At 44.1% G+C, this 16,443-nt stretch carries 14 protein-coding genes and 1 other RNA gene; 14 read left to right on the top strand and 1 reads right to left on the bottom strand.

Annotated elements, in window-relative coordinates:
• Positions 1-4: 4 nt before the first annotated feature.
• The 11 genes from rnr to JKM87_RS06220 all read left to right on the top strand — a co-directional run bounded on the left by rnr (position 5) and on the right by JKM87_RS06220 (position 13,325).
• Entirely contained in the window at positions 5-2,260 is a 2,256-nt protein-coding gene (rnr, locus tag JKM87_RS06270; protein WP_236838663.1) for a ribonuclease R, read from the top strand.
• 450 nt (positions 2,261-2,710) lie between these two features.
• The gene (gene modA / locus JKM87_RS06265; protein WP_202079136.1) at positions 2,711-3,553 is read left to right on the top strand and encodes a molybdate ABC transporter substrate-binding protein; all 843 of its coding nucleotides are present in this window, start codon (positions 2,711-2,713) and stop codon (positions 3,551-3,553) included.
• A gap of 16 nt (positions 3,554-3,569) precedes the next feature.
• Positions 3,570-4,403: an ABC transporter permease gene (locus JKM87_RS06260; RefSeq protein WP_236838661.1), complete on the top strand. Its 834-nt coding sequence runs from the start codon at positions 3,570-3,572 to the stop codon at positions 4,401-4,403.
• The gene (locus tag JKM87_RS06255) at positions 4,390-5,481 is read left to right on the top strand and encodes an ABC transporter ATP-binding protein (protein ID WP_202079132.1); all 1,092 of its coding nucleotides are present in this window, start codon (positions 4,390-4,392) and stop codon (positions 5,479-5,481) included. The genes JKM87_RS06260 and JKM87_RS06255 overlap by 14 nt, the downstream gene beginning before the upstream one ends.
• A gap of 38 nt (positions 5,482-5,519) precedes the next feature.
• Positions 5,520-6,185 carry a 4Fe-4S dicluster domain-containing protein gene (locus tag JKM87_RS06250; protein ID WP_202079130.1) on the top strand — a complete coding sequence of 222 codons (666 nt, stop codon included), beginning with the start codon at positions 5,520-5,522 and terminating at the stop codon, positions 6,183-6,185.
• Positions 6,182-8,776 carry a molybdopterin-containing oxidoreductase family protein gene (locus JKM87_RS06245; RefSeq protein WP_202079128.1) on the top strand — a complete coding sequence of 865 codons (2,595 nt, stop codon included), beginning with the start codon at positions 6,182-6,184 and terminating at the stop codon, positions 8,774-8,776. The genes JKM87_RS06250 and JKM87_RS06245 overlap by 4 nt, the downstream gene beginning before the upstream one ends.
• A 2-nt stretch (positions 8,777-8,778) precedes the next feature.
• Positions 8,779-9,312, top strand: coding sequence for a chromate transporter (locus JKM87_RS06240; protein WP_202079126.1), 534 nt, complete (start codon positions 8,779-8,781; stop codon positions 9,310-9,312).
• A gap of 97 nt (positions 9,313-9,409) precedes the next feature.
• Complete coding sequence (gene smpB / locus JKM87_RS06235) at positions 9,410-9,874, top strand: SsrA-binding protein SmpB (RefSeq protein WP_202079124.1); 465 nt, start codon at positions 9,410-9,412, stop codon at positions 9,872-9,874.
• Positions 9,875-10,865: 991 nt separating this feature from the next.
• Positions 10,866-11,223: a transfer-messenger RNA gene (gene ssrA, locus JKM87_RS06230) on the top strand.
• Between the two features lie 284 nt (positions 11,224-11,507).
• A complete protein-coding gene (locus tag JKM87_RS06225; RefSeq protein ID WP_236838646.1) occupies positions 11,508-12,617 on the top strand; it encodes a tyrosine-type recombinase/integrase in 1,110 nt (369 codons plus the stop codon).
• Between the two features lie 225 nt (positions 12,618-12,842).
• A complete protein-coding gene (locus tag JKM87_RS06220) occupies positions 12,843-13,325 on the top strand; it encodes a DinB family protein (protein WP_202079123.1) in 483 nt (160 codons plus the stop codon).
• A gap of 154 nt (positions 13,326-13,479) precedes the next feature.
• Here the strand turns inward: JKM87_RS06220 and JKM87_RS06215 are convergent, their stop codons facing one another.
• The gene (locus JKM87_RS06215) at positions 13,480-13,719 is read right to left on the bottom strand and encodes a hypothetical protein (protein WP_202079121.1); all 240 of its coding nucleotides are present in this window, start codon (positions 13,717-13,719) and stop codon (positions 13,480-13,482) included.
• Between the two features lie 151 nt (positions 13,720-13,870).
• Between JKM87_RS06215 and JKM87_RS06210 the strand changes: the two genes are divergently transcribed.
• From JKM87_RS06210 to JKM87_RS06200, 3 genes are all read left to right on the top strand, one after another.
• On the top strand, positions 13,871-14,347 hold the full coding sequence (locus tag JKM87_RS06210) for a DinB family protein (RefSeq protein ID WP_202079119.1): 477 nt from the start codon (positions 13,871-13,873) through the stop codon (positions 14,345-14,347).
• A gap of 315 nt (positions 14,348-14,662) precedes the next feature.
• Entirely contained in the window at positions 14,663-15,595 is a 933-nt protein-coding gene (locus JKM87_RS06205) for a hypothetical protein (RefSeq protein WP_202079117.1), read from the top strand.
• Positions 15,596-15,904: 309 nt separating this feature from the next.
• The gene (locus tag JKM87_RS06200) at positions 15,905-16,345 is read left to right on the top strand and encodes a GNAT family N-acetyltransferase (RefSeq protein WP_272899178.1); all 441 of its coding nucleotides are present in this window, start codon (positions 15,905-15,907) and stop codon (positions 16,343-16,345) included.
• The last annotated feature ends 98 nt before the right edge of the window (positions 16,346-16,443 follow it).

The following is a 16,443-nucleotide window of genomic DNA, read 5'->3' as shown; positions in this document are numbered from 1 at the left end:
CTTTATGCGGGAGGACGCCTATAAGCCCTTAACCGTTCAGGAGCTTGAAGAAGTGTTTGAGATCGACGGTTCAGACGCGTTTAAGCAACTCGTTAAGCTTTTGAATGAGCTGGAGGAAGAAGGCGAAATTATCCGCACTCGCTCGAACAGATACGGTGTACCAGAAAGAATGAACCTGGTCAAAGGCACCATTCAAGGGAATGCCAAGGGGTTCGGTTTCCTTATTCCAGACATAGCGGAACAGCCTGATGTCTTCATTGCGGGGAAAGATTTAAACGGTGCGATGAACAGAGACAAAGTACTCGTGAGAATCAATCATGAATCATCCGGTCCCAAGCTAGAGGGTGAGGTTATTCGGATTATTCAGCGTGGTGTACAACAGGTGGTCGGCACCTTCCAGGATCTTGAGAATTATGGCTTCGTTGTCACCGATGATAAGCGCATGACCCACGACGTCTTCATCCCCAAAGAGAAATTTAATGGGGCAGCTGAAGGACATAAGGTTGTTGTTCAACTGACCAAGTACCCCGAAGGCAGAAGGAATGCGGAAGGGGAGGTGCTCGAAATTCTGGGACATAAAAATGACCCGGGCGTCGATATCCTTTCCATCATACGTGCCTACGAGCTACCCGGTCCTTTTCCAGAGGATGTCATGGCTGAGGCTGAGGCTGTTCCTAACGAAATAGATGAGGAAGAAATCAAAGGCCGCCGTGATTTAAGAGAAGAAACGATCGTGACCATCGACGGGGCAGACGCCAAAGACCTAGACGATGCGATCTCACTTGAACAAAATGACCAAGGAAACTACGTCCTAGGCGTACATATTGCTGATGTGAGTTATTATGTGAAAGAAGGTTCAGCTCTAGATAAAGAGGCTTACCAACGGGGGACCAGTGTGTACTTGGTTGATCGGGTCATCCCTATGATCCCCCATCGCCTATCCAACGGAATATGTAGTTTGAATCCAAAAGTAGATCGTTTGACGCTATCCTGTCAGATGGAAATCACACCACAAGGAGAAGTGATTCAGCACGACATTTTTCCGAGCGTGATTCGTTCAACAGAGCGTATGACTTATACCGACGTACGTCAAATCGTGGAAAGAGAAAACGACGATGTAGTCAAGCACTATGAACCCTTAGTGCCCTTCTTCGATCTTATGAGGGAATTGGCCCTGATCTTAAGAGGAAGGCGTATGGGACGGGGCGCGATAGACTTCGACTTTAAGGAAGCGAGTATACAGGTGGACGAAGATGGTAAGCCAGTGGAGGTGCACATTCGGGAACGTTCCATTGCTGAACAGATCATTGAAGAGTTCATGCTGGTCGCCAATGAAACCGTAGCGGAACACGTAAACTGGATGGACTTGCCCTTCATATATCGTATACACGAAGACCCCAATCCAGAAAAACTCCAAGCGTTTGTTGAGTTTATCACTAATTTTGGATACCTAGTGCGGGGCAAAGCGAATAGTGTCCATCCACGAGCGCTACAGCAGTTGCTTGAGCAAATTCAGGATACGCCAGAACAAGCGATCATCAGCACAGTCATGCTACGCTCCATGAAACAAGCAAGATACGAGTCTGAAAACGTCGGGCACTTCGGCTTAGCCGCAGACTATTACACTCACTTTACGTCTCCGATTCGTCGTTATCCTGACCTTATCGTGCACCGTCTTCTGCGCAAATATATATTTGAGAAAAATGTGCAAGAGAACACGCAGGCAACTTGGGCTGAAAAACTCCCGGTCATTGCTGAGCACACGTCTAATCGAGAACGTTTGGCTCAGGAGGCTGAACGTCAAACGGACGACTTGAAAAAAGCACAATACATGGAGGATAAAGTAGGGGAAGAGTTTGAAGGCGTGATCAGCGGTGTGACCTCCTTCGGTATCTTTGTAGAACTCCCCAACACCATCGAAGGGCTCGTCCATGTCAGTTACTTAACGGATGATTATTATCACTACCATGAGAAACAGTACGCTATGATCGGTGAGCGCACAGGTAAAGTCTTTCGTTTAGGAGATCAAGTCACTGTACAGGTGGTCAAAGTAGACTTAGACGAACGCTCCATTGATTTTGAAATGGTGGATCGTGAAACAGGCCAGCCACTCAAAAGAAATAAAAAAGCCAAAGTCATTAAGCTAAACGACGGCAAAGATAAAAAAGGGACACGTAAACCCAAAAAAGACGATAAGAAAAAACAAAACAATGGCTTAAAAAGAAAAGCGAAGAAAGCTCAAAAGAAAAGAAAACGCTAAACACACTATATATATAGGTGGATAGATGTAGATGCAGATATACGTAGATGTAGATATATGTAGATGCAGATATACGTAGATGTAGATATATGTAGATGTGGATATATGTAAGAAGCAGATAATTCTTGTGTACAAGCAGATACATTTGTACAAGCAGATACATTTGTACAAGCAGATATATGTACAATCAGACATAATGTACCATGAGATATGTGACAGACTATGAACCCCATTTTTATTAAGAAAACAAAAATGGGGTTTTTTTGCTTGGGCATTTTTTGGCAGCACGCCATTTATCTCTTATTGACTTGCACAGACCCATTTCGTCAGGAATAATAAGTTGAGACCGTAAGCATTAAAGTAGACAAATATAAATGATAGTAATAAAATTCATAACGGTAAGTTATACACAATAAAACTTTTGTAATGGGTAAGAGAGGAGATCTGTACGTGAAGAGAAAAATGGAAAAACACAAGACTTCATACGTCACAACTTTTGTCTTGATAGGTTTATGTCTGTTTGTTTTATCTGGCTGTTCACAGGCTGATAGTCAAGGCCAAGGTGAGGAAGCGGGTGGTGAAACGCTGTCAGTTTTCGCAGCGGCTCAACTACAAGATGCTTTTACGGAACTGAAAGAAGTATTTGAGGAAAAGCATGACGTTGACGTGAGCATTAATTTTGCCGGGAGCCAGGTCGTTCGGACACAGATCGAGCAAGGGGCGCCAGCGGATGTTTTTGCCTCCGCTGACTTAGAACATATGGAGGATTTACAGCAATTAGGGCGTGTGGGTGAAGATACCATTTTCTCTCACAATACTTTGACGGTCCTTTTGCCCGTAGATAATCCAGGTAACCTTGAGCGTTTAGAAGAGCTCGATAGCAAAGATTATAAACTTGTCGTAGGGGTAGAAACAGTGCCCATCGGAAAGTACGCCAGAGCGTTCCTAAAAAAAGCGGAAGACACCTTCGGATCAAACTATAAGGAAAATGTGCTAGAGAATGTGGTCTCCCTAGAAACGAACACGAGAGCTGTATCAGGTAAGATTACGCTTAAGGAAGCAGACGCAGGAATCGTGTACGTGACGGATGTCATACCAAGCATCGAAGACCAAGTGACAACCATCGAGATCCCAGAGGATTTAAATGTGATCACAAATAACACGATTGCCGTCGTATCAGATGCCCCAAATCCTGATCTTGCTCAGCAATGGGTGGATTTTACCTTGTCCGAGGAAGGGCAAGACATTTTAGCCAAACATAAGTTTATGAAAATAAGTAATGTCATAGAGTAGGTGAAGCGATTTGAATATGTATAAATGGTTCCAAATTCCTTTATTCTCATTGATTGTCATCCTAGCGTTAGGGTTTATCTTTCTCCCTATGGTCGCTGTTTTCTTTGATATGTCTCCTCAGGAGATATGGACCCAATTACAAACCCCTATGGCTTACGAATCGTTAAAACTAAGCATCTATACCACATTAATCACGATGACCATTATCCTCGTCTTTGGGACACCCCTTGCTTATTTCTTAGCGACAAAAGATTTTCCGGGGAAGCAGTTCTTAGACGTCCTCATTCAGCTTCCGATAGTGATCCCGCCAGCTGTAGCCGGTGTGGGGCTTCTCATGGTCTTTGGCCGTTACGGGTTGCTCGGTACCTGGATTGACATGATGGGGATTCAGGTTGCTTTTACAGCCGTGGCGGTTGTCATGGCTCAAACCTTTATATCTGCGCCATTCTATATCATGGCGGCTCGTACCGCCTTTTCCGGCGTAGATCCTAATCTTATTTCGGTCTCTCGTACACTAGGCAGCTCAAGGTTGCGAACATTCTTCAAGGTGATCATGCCCTTGGCTGCGCCAGGACTTATTACCGGTGCAGCGTTAAGCTGGGGACGTGCATTAGGTGAGTTTGGGGCCACGATTATGTTTGCGGGAAACCTTCCCGGAGTGACGCAAGTGATGCCCTTAGCCATTTTCTCAGCGATGGAATCCGATATGAGCATCGCCGTTGCGTTGTCGGCATTGCTGATCCTCGTGGCCTTCATTTTATTACTCAGTGTCAAAGGGGTCGAATACTATCCGCGCTTCAAGCGATATTGGCGTAAGAGAAAGGGGAAGCAGCAACATGCTCACATGTAATATCCGTAAAGAACTACGTGATTTCGAGTTAGATATTGAGTTTACAATCGGGAAGGAAACGCTCGTGATCGTCGGGCATAGTGGCTGTGGTAAAAGTACCACATTGAGAGCCATCGCAGGGCTAATTCGGCCCGATCAGGGTGAGATCACCATCGGTGACCAGTTCCTATTTAGCCATGACAAAAAGATTAATATGATTCCTGAGGAGCGTGAAATTGGCTTTTTATTTCAAAATTATGCCTTGTTTCCCCACTTAACCGTCTACGAAAACGTCGGCTTTGGTCTGGCGGCCCGACACATCCCCCCTGCTGAACAAAAAAAGAGGGTGGAGGAACAGCTGGCCTTAGTGGGGATGACGGAGTACATAGATAATATGCCTGATGAACTGTCCGGGGGTCAGCAACAGCGCGTGGCCTTAGCCAGAGCACTCGTGCTAGAACCGAAAATCCTTCTACTGGATGAACCGCTATCGGCCCTTGACGTGACCACACGCGATCGCGTGCGAAGAGAGTTGAAGAAAACATTGTCCTTATTAAACATCCCGGCCGTTGTGGTGACACACGATTATGAAGACGCCATCTCTCTAGGGCAACGTATTCTCGTCATGGACGAAGGCAAAATCATTCAGGAAGGGACATCTCAAGAACTTATTCAAGCGCCGCGTTCCTCTTTTGTCGCTGATTTTAGTGGCACCAACTACTTCGATGGGCGAATGACGAAACAGGAAGATGGGTTAGCTCATTTTAAACTAGAACGATGGGGAGAAACGTTACGCTCAACGGCGAGAAGTGAAGGTGAGCAATCCATCGTGATTCAACCATGGGATATACGACTGACCAAGGAGAAACCATCAGCCTCACGGGCCAATGTCCTCGCTAGTAAAGTAATCAACATACTCATGTACGGAAACCGCCTACGGGTGGACTTAGAAGGGCCCATACCGCTCGTTGTAGAGGTTCAAGGAGAGGACATCACAGCACTGATGGGCATGGAAGAAGGGGATGATGTTTACGCCGTCATCGAACCTGAAGCTGTGAAGGTCCTAGAGAAGTCGACCCCTGTAAGGAAGTCCAGTTAGACGGATCGCGCACATGTAGAGGAGAAGGAGGGAGAGAGATGACGAAGCAACTGGGGATGCTCATAGACCTGAGAGCTTGCGCAGGATGTCACGCCTGCTCTGTTTCCTGTAAATCGGAGCATGACGTTCCGTTGGGGTCTTTTCGAACCAGAGTTGAAACACAAGAACAGGGAACGTACCCCCAAGTAAAAAAGCAATTTGTACCGCTCATGTGTAACCAATGTACGGACGCCCCTTGTATCACCTCGTGCCCCACAGGTTCATTATCTAAAGATGAGAACGGCGTCGTTGTCGTCAATGAGGACACGTGTACCAGTGTGGGTGCATGCGTATCGGCTTGCCCTTATGATGCCATATACTTGCATCCTGACACGGGTAAAGCAGAAAAGTGTGACTTTTGCTCCGACAGAATGGCTGACGGTGGCCTACCGGCATGTGTCAGTACGTGTCCAACCAACGCTTTAGAGATAGGAGACGTCAGCGATCCCGATTCCGACATTTCCCAGCATATACGTGAACACGGGGCGGAGCCTATATACAAATCGGACGACGAGCTAGTCCCACACGTGTACTACATACAACCAGATGAAGTCTTCAGAGAGGGTTTAGCCCGCCTTAGCGGCATTAACGACCTTGCACAAAAACATAAAACCACTCGCCTAGCGTCATCCATCCCGCGTGGAAGAGGAGAGGGTCGTCCATGAAGCAGCAGGAGCAGCAGATCCCAACCATGTGTATTAACTGCAGCACAGTATGTGGCATGATCGCCCATGTCAAGGAGGGAAAAGTCACCAAGCTAGAAGGCAATCCCAAAGACCCTAATAGCAGAGGAAAGCTGTGCGCCAAAGGTCACGCGGCGATCAATATGCTCTACGACCCTCACCGGATTCTTCATCCCTTAAGGAGAGTAGGAAAAAGAGGCGAAGGACAATGGGAGCGTATCACGTGGCAGGAAGCGATCGATGAAGTAGCGGATCGTTTGCGTGAAGTCAAAAGGCGTCATCCGGAAAAACTGGTGCTTCAGTACGGTCGAGATCGCACGAATGGCTTACTGGAGCGCTTTACAAACGCCTTCGGTACCCCGAATAAAGTGGGCCATCGTGGGTTGTGTTCCTTGAACAAACGGATGGCCATTAAAGCCGCTATTGGCGATACAGATTGGGATACCAATGATGTGGCCCACACGTCTTTTATGTTGAACTTCGGGAGTAACTTATATGAGGCGCACCAAGGCCATGTCCCCTTTTTACAACGTGTGGTTGAAGGGAAGCTTAAAAAGCAAGCGACGTTAGTCACCTTCGATGTGCGCTTATCTCATACGGCTGCGCAGTCAGATGAATGGCATCCTATTTTTCCTGGGACGGACGGTCTTGTGGCACTGGCCATGGGGAATGTGATCATGCAGGAGGGCTTATATGATGAAGCGTTCATTGAAAAATGGACGACAACCTCTGTGCAAGCGCTCAAGGATCACTTGTCTCAGTTCACCCCTCAGTGGGCCGAAGCGGAAAGTGGCGTACCCGCTGAAACGATCGTGCGACTGGCCAAGGCGTTCGCTGAAGCGGCACCCCAGTGTACCACGATCTCTAATCGAGGGACACATGCCCATCGTAACGGCTTTTATAATGAATCCGCCGTCACACTCCTTAATGCGATCGTTGGCAGTGTAGGGCAAAAAGGGGGCTGGTGCTACACGTCGAGTAAACCTGACTCAAGCGCTTATCCGCCGCCAGTGCCAATGCCGCCCAAGCCTCAAAAGCAAACGGAACTTTCCCATCCGTCGGCGTTCCCGCTCGCTAACGCTTTGTATCCCGGTGCTGTGTCTTCCACCATCTATCCTTATATTGCCGAGGGCAAGGTGGATGTAGAGGCACTGATCACTTATTACGTGAACGCGCCCATGAGTTGGCCAGAAGGAGAAACAACGGTCCAGGATGTGTATTTAGATGAATCATTGGTCCCTTTTCATGTGGCCATTGACGCTTTTTATAGTGAATCAGCGCATCTTGCCGACCTCATATTACCGGATGCTACGTTCTTGGAGAAATGGGACCTAGACACCAGAAATTCGTATGAATTAACTCCCTATATAGGGTTACGGCAACCGGTTGTGCCTCCACAAGGAGAATCTAGAGATATTAGAGATATAATGAAAGACATCGCCTTAGCGATTGGGGAAGGGATGGCGGCTTATTTTGCATACGACTCGGCGGCAGACTACGTGCAAAGGTGGGCGGTGAACGTCCCTGGAGGCTGGGAAACATTGAAGCAGGAAGGGATACACTGGCACAATGAAGCCACCCCGAACTATGAACCGTACAAAAGGAAGCTGACGAAGGAAGCGTTACAAGGCACCTATGTCGAGGATGGTACAGATATCATACGACGTGAAGACGGCACGGCTATAGGTATAATGGTAGATGGGCAACCGTATCGTGGGTTTCAGACCCCCACTCGGAAGTTCACCATCTACAACCCTATGATAGATGAATTGAATCGTACACACGGGACGTCATATAGTCCATGGCCGACGTACGTGCCCTTGGATCATCAGGAGCTGGCTGACGATCAGTTTGTCCTCACCACTTTTAAATGGAACGTTCACACACAGTCTCGAACCATGAACCAGAAGTGGTTAGCGGAGATCGTCCATGATAACCCGATGTGGTTACATCCAAAGTCGGCGCTTGCGATAGGCATAGAGGATGGCGATGATGTGACGTTACATTTACCAGACGGAGAGCAGTACTTAGAGGTCAAAGCGTTCATAACCGAAGGCATTCATCCAAAAGTGGTTGCCATCTCTGCCAGTATGGGTCATACCGCATACGGTCCTGTCGCTTCAGGTCAAGGCTTACCCCGATCTGTGCTTCAAGCCCATACGTCCAAGCGTCAAGACAATGGCCGGGCACAGGCAGATACTTCTGAACAGCAAAACGGTGGTGAGGCACGGGCAGATATCCTTGAGCGTGAAAATGGGGGTCGGGTACGGGCAAATATCCTTGAGCAGCAAAACGATAGTGGGTTACGGGTAGATACCCTTGAGCTTCGAAATGGTAGTGGGGCACAGGCGGATACCCTTGAGCGTCAAAACAGTAGTCGGGCACGGGCAGATATCCATGAGCGTCAAAATGGGGGTCAAAAACAGCAAGAACAGCGAGAAAACCAAGAACAGCGGTGGTGGACGACAACGGGCTATAATCCTAATGCGATTATCCGCAGTGATGCCGATCCTGTCGGTGGTGGGCAGGCTTGGAACGATACGGTTGTGTCCATCCGAAAGGGTGAGGAGTAAGGATGGCAGAATCGCTGATCACTTATTGGCAACTATTTATAGGTTTCGTTAAGCCAGGGCTCTTCGGTTTCGGTGGTGGGCCTGCGTCTATTCCTTTTATAGAAAAAGAAGTCGTCGAAAATTACGGTTGGATGACACATGATGAATTTATGGAGGCCTTAGCCTTAGGGAACACACTCCCCGGTCCTATCACAACTAAAATCGCTGCCATTGTCGGTTATAAAGTTGGCGGTGTTTTTGGTATTGTTTCAGCCATTGGGGGAATGGTCATCCCCACGGCTGTCCTCGTCGTCATACTCACCACGCTCTACATTAAATTTAAGAACATCTCTAAGATAGAGGGCATCGTCAAGGTTTTACGGGTTGTGGTGATCGTATTCCTGCTCCAAGTCACTTGGGAGCTAGGGATGAAGGAAATGACGAACACGATGAACATAGCTATTTTTGGCGTTGCAGCTGTGCTCATCTTCGTTTTCCATTTGCATCCTTTAGCTGTGATCGGGATCGCCATCTTATTCGGGGTTGTTTATCACTAATGGCGTTATTGTGACCTCTTACAAAATCGGACCTGTTGAACTATGGAAACAGATATTGATATAATGAAGGGTACAGATAGAATCGAGGTGTTACCCTATGGCTAGAGGGATTAAAACAGTGGCCCAGAATAAAAAGGCCAGACACGATTTTCATATAGAAGAAACGTTTGAGGCTGGTATTGTTCTTACGGGGACAGAAATTAAGTCTATCCGAGCCGGAAGGTCTAATTTAAAGGACAGCTTCGCCCGTGTCAAAAACGGAGAGGTGTGGCTACACAATATGCACATCAGCCCGTATGAGCAAGGTAATCGCTACAATCATGAGCCTGAACGGGCGCGGAAATTATTGCTCAATCGTAAGGAAATAAATCAGTTGATCGGTAAAACACGGGAACAAGGCTTTTCTTTGGTTCCGCTAAAATTATATCTCAAAAACGGTTATGCCAAGTTACAATTGGCTCTAGCGAAAGGTAAAAAGCTACACGATAAGCGTGAGGCGCTAAAACGAAAGGATGCCAAGCGGGATATCGAGCGGGCGTTTCGGGAGCGGCAGAAGATGTAATTTGTTTAGTGGCGTGGCCCCCTTCTCCGCAACTCGAGCATCGCTCAAAGGTTGCTTCGGAGGGGGCACGTCACTTGCTATAGGTGTCAAATAGCGTAAGGCTGGTGCTCCTCTCCTCCGCAACTCGAGCATCGCTCAAAGGTTGCTTCGGAGGGGCACGTCACTTGCTATGGGGTGTCAAATAGCGTAAGGCTGGTGCTCCTCTCCTCCGCAACTCGAGCATCGCTCAAAGGTTGCTTCGGAGGGGGCACGTCACTTGCTATAGGTGTCAAATAGCGGAAGGCTGGTGCTCCTCTCCTCCGCAACTCGAGCTTCACTCAAAGGGTGCTTCGGAGAGGGCACGCCAATTGCCACGTGCTATAGGGTGTCAAATAGCGTACGGTTGGTGCTCCACTCCTGCGCACCTCGAGCCTCGCTCAAAGGTTGCTTCGGAGGGGGCACGTCACTTGCTATAGGTGTCAAATAGCGGAAGGCTGGTGCTCCTCTCCTCCGCAACTCGAGCATCGCTCAAAGGGTGCTTCGGAGGGGCACGTCACTTGCTATGGGGGGTCAAATAGCGTAAGGCTGGTGCTCCTCTCCTCCGCAACTCGAGCTTCACTCAAAGGTTGCTTCGGAGAGGGCACGCCAATTGCCACTTGCTATAGGGTGTCAAATAGCGTAAGGTTGGTGCTCCACTCCTGCGCAACTCGAGCCTCGCTCAAAGGTTGCTTCGGAGGGGCACGTCACGTGCTATGGGGTGTCAAAGAGCGTAAGGCTGGTGCTCCTCTCCTCCGCTACTCGAGCTTCACTCAAAGGTTGCTTCGGAGGGGGTTACGGCACACTTGATCAGTGTAAAAGTTGCATTTTTACTGTGAATATGCTATAGTATATTATCTAGTGACACTATCAGAGACTAGCGATTGAGTCACTGACGACAGCTGAATAGAGCGTAACGTACGCTTGAAGATAACAGCTGAGCTGTAAAACTATCTTAGAACAGACACTCCTATGAGGGGGCGTTCTGGATTCGACGGGGATAGTTCGGGCTTTAGCTGCGAGTCGAGGGGTCGGCCTCGTAAAAACGCATTCGCCAATAATAACTGGCAAATCTAACAATAACTTCGCTTTAGCAGCATAATGCTAGCGGCTCTACCTGTCAATCGCCCATGTTGACAGACTAGGGTTCACTCATCAGTGGGCTGCAGCATGGTTCTCCACCTGCGGATCATGTCTAAGCTAATCAGGTTAGCTTATTAGGTGGCCAGTCGTTGGGCGTTCTAATAGGCGAAGCTCAAATACAATGACTACGCTCGTAGAGGCTATTGTTGCGTTATCTTCGGACGTGGGTTCGACTCCCACCGCCTCCACCAAAATACTAATTTGGTGGTTTTTTTATTTCTGTGTGACATAAACCATAAAATTTCCGTTCGGAAAGCTTATGCTTCAAAAACTCGCCGACAAACATATAATTCGAATGTTTGACAAAAAGTGCCTGAAAAAGTGCCTGAAAAGGTGCTTTTTTTGTTTTTGGGAAGGATTTTTGTAGTATACTGAAGAACTAAAGAAATTATTTCCATTAAAAAGTATGCATTTATGATATATATAACCATGTCAGACACCATCGTATCACTCCAATTTAAAAAGAGGTAAAGCTATGACGATAAGGATAAAAAAAGTAAGTGAATACGAGCTACACGTATATTTTCCCTACTCTGAAGAACGAGTACAGAAAATAAGAGCAGTAAAAGGACGTCAGTGGAATCAAGAAAAGAAATGTTGGATTATTCCAAACACGAGAAAAGCACTGGAACACGTCAAGGGAGTCTTCTCAGAAGAAAAAATTATCTATTCACCAACGTTCAATAATCCCGATTCTTCTACAATGTCCAACAGTAAAAATATAGAGATTCCTCTAGCCTATACGTTAGAAAAAAAGAAACATGAACTTCAGCTACGCGGCTATAGTTCGCGGTCTCGCAAGGTATACGTATTACATATTAAACGATTATCTAGATATTTTAATAAATTACCAAGTGAATTAACGGAGGAAAATGTAAAGCAATATCTGCTTTTCCTAATAGAAGAGAAAGAAAGAACCCATTCATATGTTAACCAAGCGATCAGTTCCTTTAACTTTTATTATGAATATGTAATAGGAAGACAGATGAAACTAGATATTCCTCGACCCAAAAAACAACAAAAACTGCCTACTATACTGAGTCTTAAAGAAGTTTATAGTTTACTAAACTCTGTAAAAAATAAAAAACACCGAGCTATACTTTATGTGACATACTCAGCTGGCCTACGTGTGAGTGAAGTGGTACAACTAAAAGTAAGTGATATCGATAAAGACAGAATGTTGCTACATGTTAAGCAAGGAAAAGGAAGAAAAGATAGATACACCATCCTTTCCAAAGCTGCATTAGACGTCATAATAGATTATGTGATGATGTACCGACCACGTCAGTGGCTGTTTCCCGGTGAAAATCCAGATAAGCATATTACAGCAAGGACAGTTCAAAGAATCTTTGAAAAGGCTTGTACCAATGCTAAAATTACCAAAAAAGTATCGATTCATTCTCTGCGTCATTCATTTGCTACTCATTTATTAGAAGGAGGGACGGACTTAAGGTATATCCAAGAATTATTAGGACATAAAAATTCAACGACGACTGAGATTTATACACATGTGACCAAAAAGGATGTCAGTAGGATCCAAAGTCCATTGGATCGAATGTTACATGAAAGGCCTGATGAACAATAGATTTCAAGTTTTAAAGTGATTATTTACGACATCTGTCGTAAAATCTATTAAAATATCATTTATTATGATAGATGTCAGAAAAAATATGTTATCGGAAAGCGATGTATGGTTGCGGTCGCCCATGGCCACAAATTTTAAAAAATCGAAAGTGCTTTAATTAATAATATTTATCTTCAACTATCGAAGTAGGATTGTTAAAGATATTAAAATGAGGAGTGTGGGGTAATGGTTCATGCAAAAGAGGTTTTATCTGAACTGTTGTTAGCAAATGCTAATGACCCTAGTTGGTATATAACATTTTCAGAATCAGTAGAAGATTTGTCAGAAGAGCAAGCATTTTGGAAGCCAAACGAAAATAGTCATAGTATAGCCGAAATTGTGCAACATCTATTATATTGGAACCAAACATGGCAAAAAAGATACCAAGAATCTGATTTCAATGCTGTACAGTCAATAGGAAATAATAATAAAAGTTTTGAAATCCATGCTAACCATACATTTAATTACTTAAAAGACCACCTATTAGAAGTGTTATTACGATGGCAAAGTTTATTAACAAAAGAAAAAATTGAAAATGATGTTGTAGGTTTTCCAGTGCCTGCGAAGTGGTGGGCATTACTAGGAAATGTATCTACTCATAACGCATATCACATTGGACAAATCGTTTACATTCGGAAGTTGCAAGGTAGTTGGGAAACAGGAGAATAAGAATAAAATTGTACTAACGGGGAAGGTAAAAAGGGATAACAATATGCAGCTTAAATTAATTATCAAATATTGAACTTCTTTGATTAACTATAGGGTGCTTTAGATTAACAAGAAAGGGGTTGCCGTCCATGGCAACCTCTGAACAGAGTAGACATCACCATCCGATAACACCGTTTTCACGCGCCGGGCGACAAGCGCCCTCGGTCTCGAAGAGGATACAAGGTAGTATCGCTCGACACAACTCGTTCACTAACCGTGTCTGCTTGGCTTCACCAAGAAAGGCATTTCTAGGTTCAGCCTTCGCCTGTAAGCTCACGGGCGTTGTGAACACAAGAACGTTATCGGAAAGCGATGTAAAGGTGCGTCCGTCCATGGCCGCAGTTTTTAAAAGCATAGAATATACTAGTTTAACAAGAGTTATGAAACATTAATTAAAATTTATATGGGAAGGAAAGTCTTTTAATGAAATATTTCATATTTGGCATAGTGAGAACGAGTGTTCTTTCTTTGTCATAGAATAAGAAGTATACAGGGGGAGAAACAAAGTGAACCAGAATGATTTAATAATACTAAATTTTGAAGAAATTAGACGTAGGAGCATAAAAGTATGGAAAGCAATACCGAGCAAGATGCTAGAATGGAAACCTGATGAAGAAGCAATGACTTGTGCCGAGATGATTAGACATATATTAGAAGGTGAATTTCTTTATCATCAAATTCTTGTGGGAAAAGGTAGCGGAGTGTTAACAAGTTTGTCTAACCCTTTTGATGCAAAAAAATTTACAACAGTAGAAGATGATTTGGCATTTGCCCAACCATATCGTGAAAAATTCATTTGTTACATAAAGACAATCAATCCCAGTGATTTAGAAAACATTAAAATAGATCGTTCTGATGTAGGATATGTTAGAACACTTGGTGATATGTTGTTGCGTATAGCTTATCACGAATCTGTTCACACAGGTCAATTGTTAGACTATATGAGAACAATGGATATTGATAGACCACAAATCTGGGACTGAAAATATTTCGATTTTTTGTTGAAGTAACGGGTGCTTTAGTTTAACAAGAAAGGGATTGCCGTCCATGGCAATCTGAACAGAGAAGGCATCGCCATCCGATAACACAATATTCACACATTGCCGCGCGGGGGCGGCTCGGTCGACAGTTGTCGAAAGGCATTGAAGTGAATTCAGCGACACATCCTGTTCGCCAACCGAGTCGGCTTGCCTTCACCAAGAAAGGCATTTCTAGGTTCAGCCTGCGCCTGTAAGGCTCATGGGCGTCGTGAATACGCAACGTTATGTAAAATGATTGCAATATAGAAAGGAGATACAATGAAGAAAAAAATAAATTATCAGCTTAAGGCTATAGAAGATATAAGCAATTATGTTTATGGTTATAGAATTGTATCTTCTACAATTGGATTTAACAAGAACATTTATGTGTTGCTTGTAGATGAAGAGCCTCAAAGAATTGATGGGATGTTTGTTAAATCCAAGCTCTCAGATGCACATACTTATAAAGTGCTAATTTTGGACAGTCAGTATATATTTGAAACTTATATTTATAATCAATTTTTTAACTATCATTTTTTGCAACCTTTACAAGAGGATAAGCTACTTCTTGTAGGTGCTAGAACCAGATATTACGGAAATAATAAATATGATCTAAACGGTAAAATAGTTACCTTAGACGGAGTAGATATTATAGAGATACTGTTAGGTGATGGTATTGAAAATGTACAAGTAAGCAAAAAGGGAAAGATTTGGACAAGTTATTTTGATGAAGGCGTTTTTGGAAATTATGGATGGAACCCGCCTGTAGGTGCTTCTGGGCTAGTAGCATGGGATGAGAAAGGAAACAAAGTATTTTCAAATAATGATGCGGATATCTGTGACTGTTATGCTTTAAATGTTGTTAATGATAATCAAGTCTGGTTCTACTACTATAGTGATTTTAATCTAGGAAAGATAGAAAACAATGAAGTGGATTTTTATAATCCCAATATTTCAGGTTCTTCTGGATTCATAGTATTTGATAATTTTTTCTTATTTGATGCTGGATATAGTAAACACAATGAATATATACTACTTGAAAATAGAGGTTCCAGAGGATTTAAAACTCATAAAACAATTAAGTTTGTTAATGAGGAAGGTAAAACTATTAAATCAACCGATAGAGACTTCAGAGGAGACATGTTAATTCTAAGAGAAGAAAATAAGATGTACCAGGTTCACTTAAGAGAAATTGTTAACGACATAATGTAGGATTAATGCGGGCCAATAACTTTACATAACAAAGTATCTACGCTACGGGCTAGCGCCCTCGGTCCCGGGAGATTGAAGCAGAGGGAGTATTTACCGGGACACACTCCATTCGCCAACCGAGTCTGCTCACCTTCACCAAGAAAAGCATTTCTAGGTTCAGGACATCGCCTGTAAGGCTCATGGGCGTCGTGAATACGCAAACGTTATATGTAATTACTGTTTTTGTTAGAGAGTAACTAAAAAGATGCAATTATAAAAAAACTGTACCCATATTAAATTACGATTGTTGTGACTTATGAGGTGAGAAAAATGGTTCAAATAAGAGAGTTCAAAATGAGCGATTTAAAAGATGTTGTTGGATTGATGGAAGACTTGGGTTATCCAACAAATTTACAAGAGATGCAGTGTAGAATGGAAAATATATTAGCCTTGTCCATGTACTCTACTTTTGTAGCAGAGGAAAATGATAAAGTAGTTGGAATGATTGGATTAAGAGAACTTTATATCTATGAAGAAAGTAAACCTTTTGTTCAAATATCTTTACTTGTAACAAGTAAAGAAGAAAGAGGTAAGGGAATAGGAAAATCACTTATAAATAAAGCGGAGGAATGGGGAGTAAATAGGGGTGCTTCAACAATGTTTTTAACAAGTGGGATAAAGCCTGAACGTGAAGCAGCACATTCTTTTTATAAAAGCCAAGGCTTTGAAATTAACGGATATAGATTTACAAAGCAATTAAAAGAAGACTAGTAGTAGATTTCTTTTTCACGAAGTAACCAGTAACTACACATAACAAAATATCTACACGGCGCCGCTTGAGGCGGCTTGGTCTCTGGATGCCGACAGGC

Origin of the sequence: Caldalkalibacillus salinus (assembly GCF_016745835.1) — a bacterium.
GTDB lineage: Bacteria > Bacillota > Bacilli > Caldalkalibacillales > JCM-10596 > Caldalkalibacillus_A > Caldalkalibacillus_A salinus.
The sequence above is the reverse complement of the archived record's forward strand: the minus strand, read 5'-3'. Positions and strand labels throughout refer to the sequence as shown.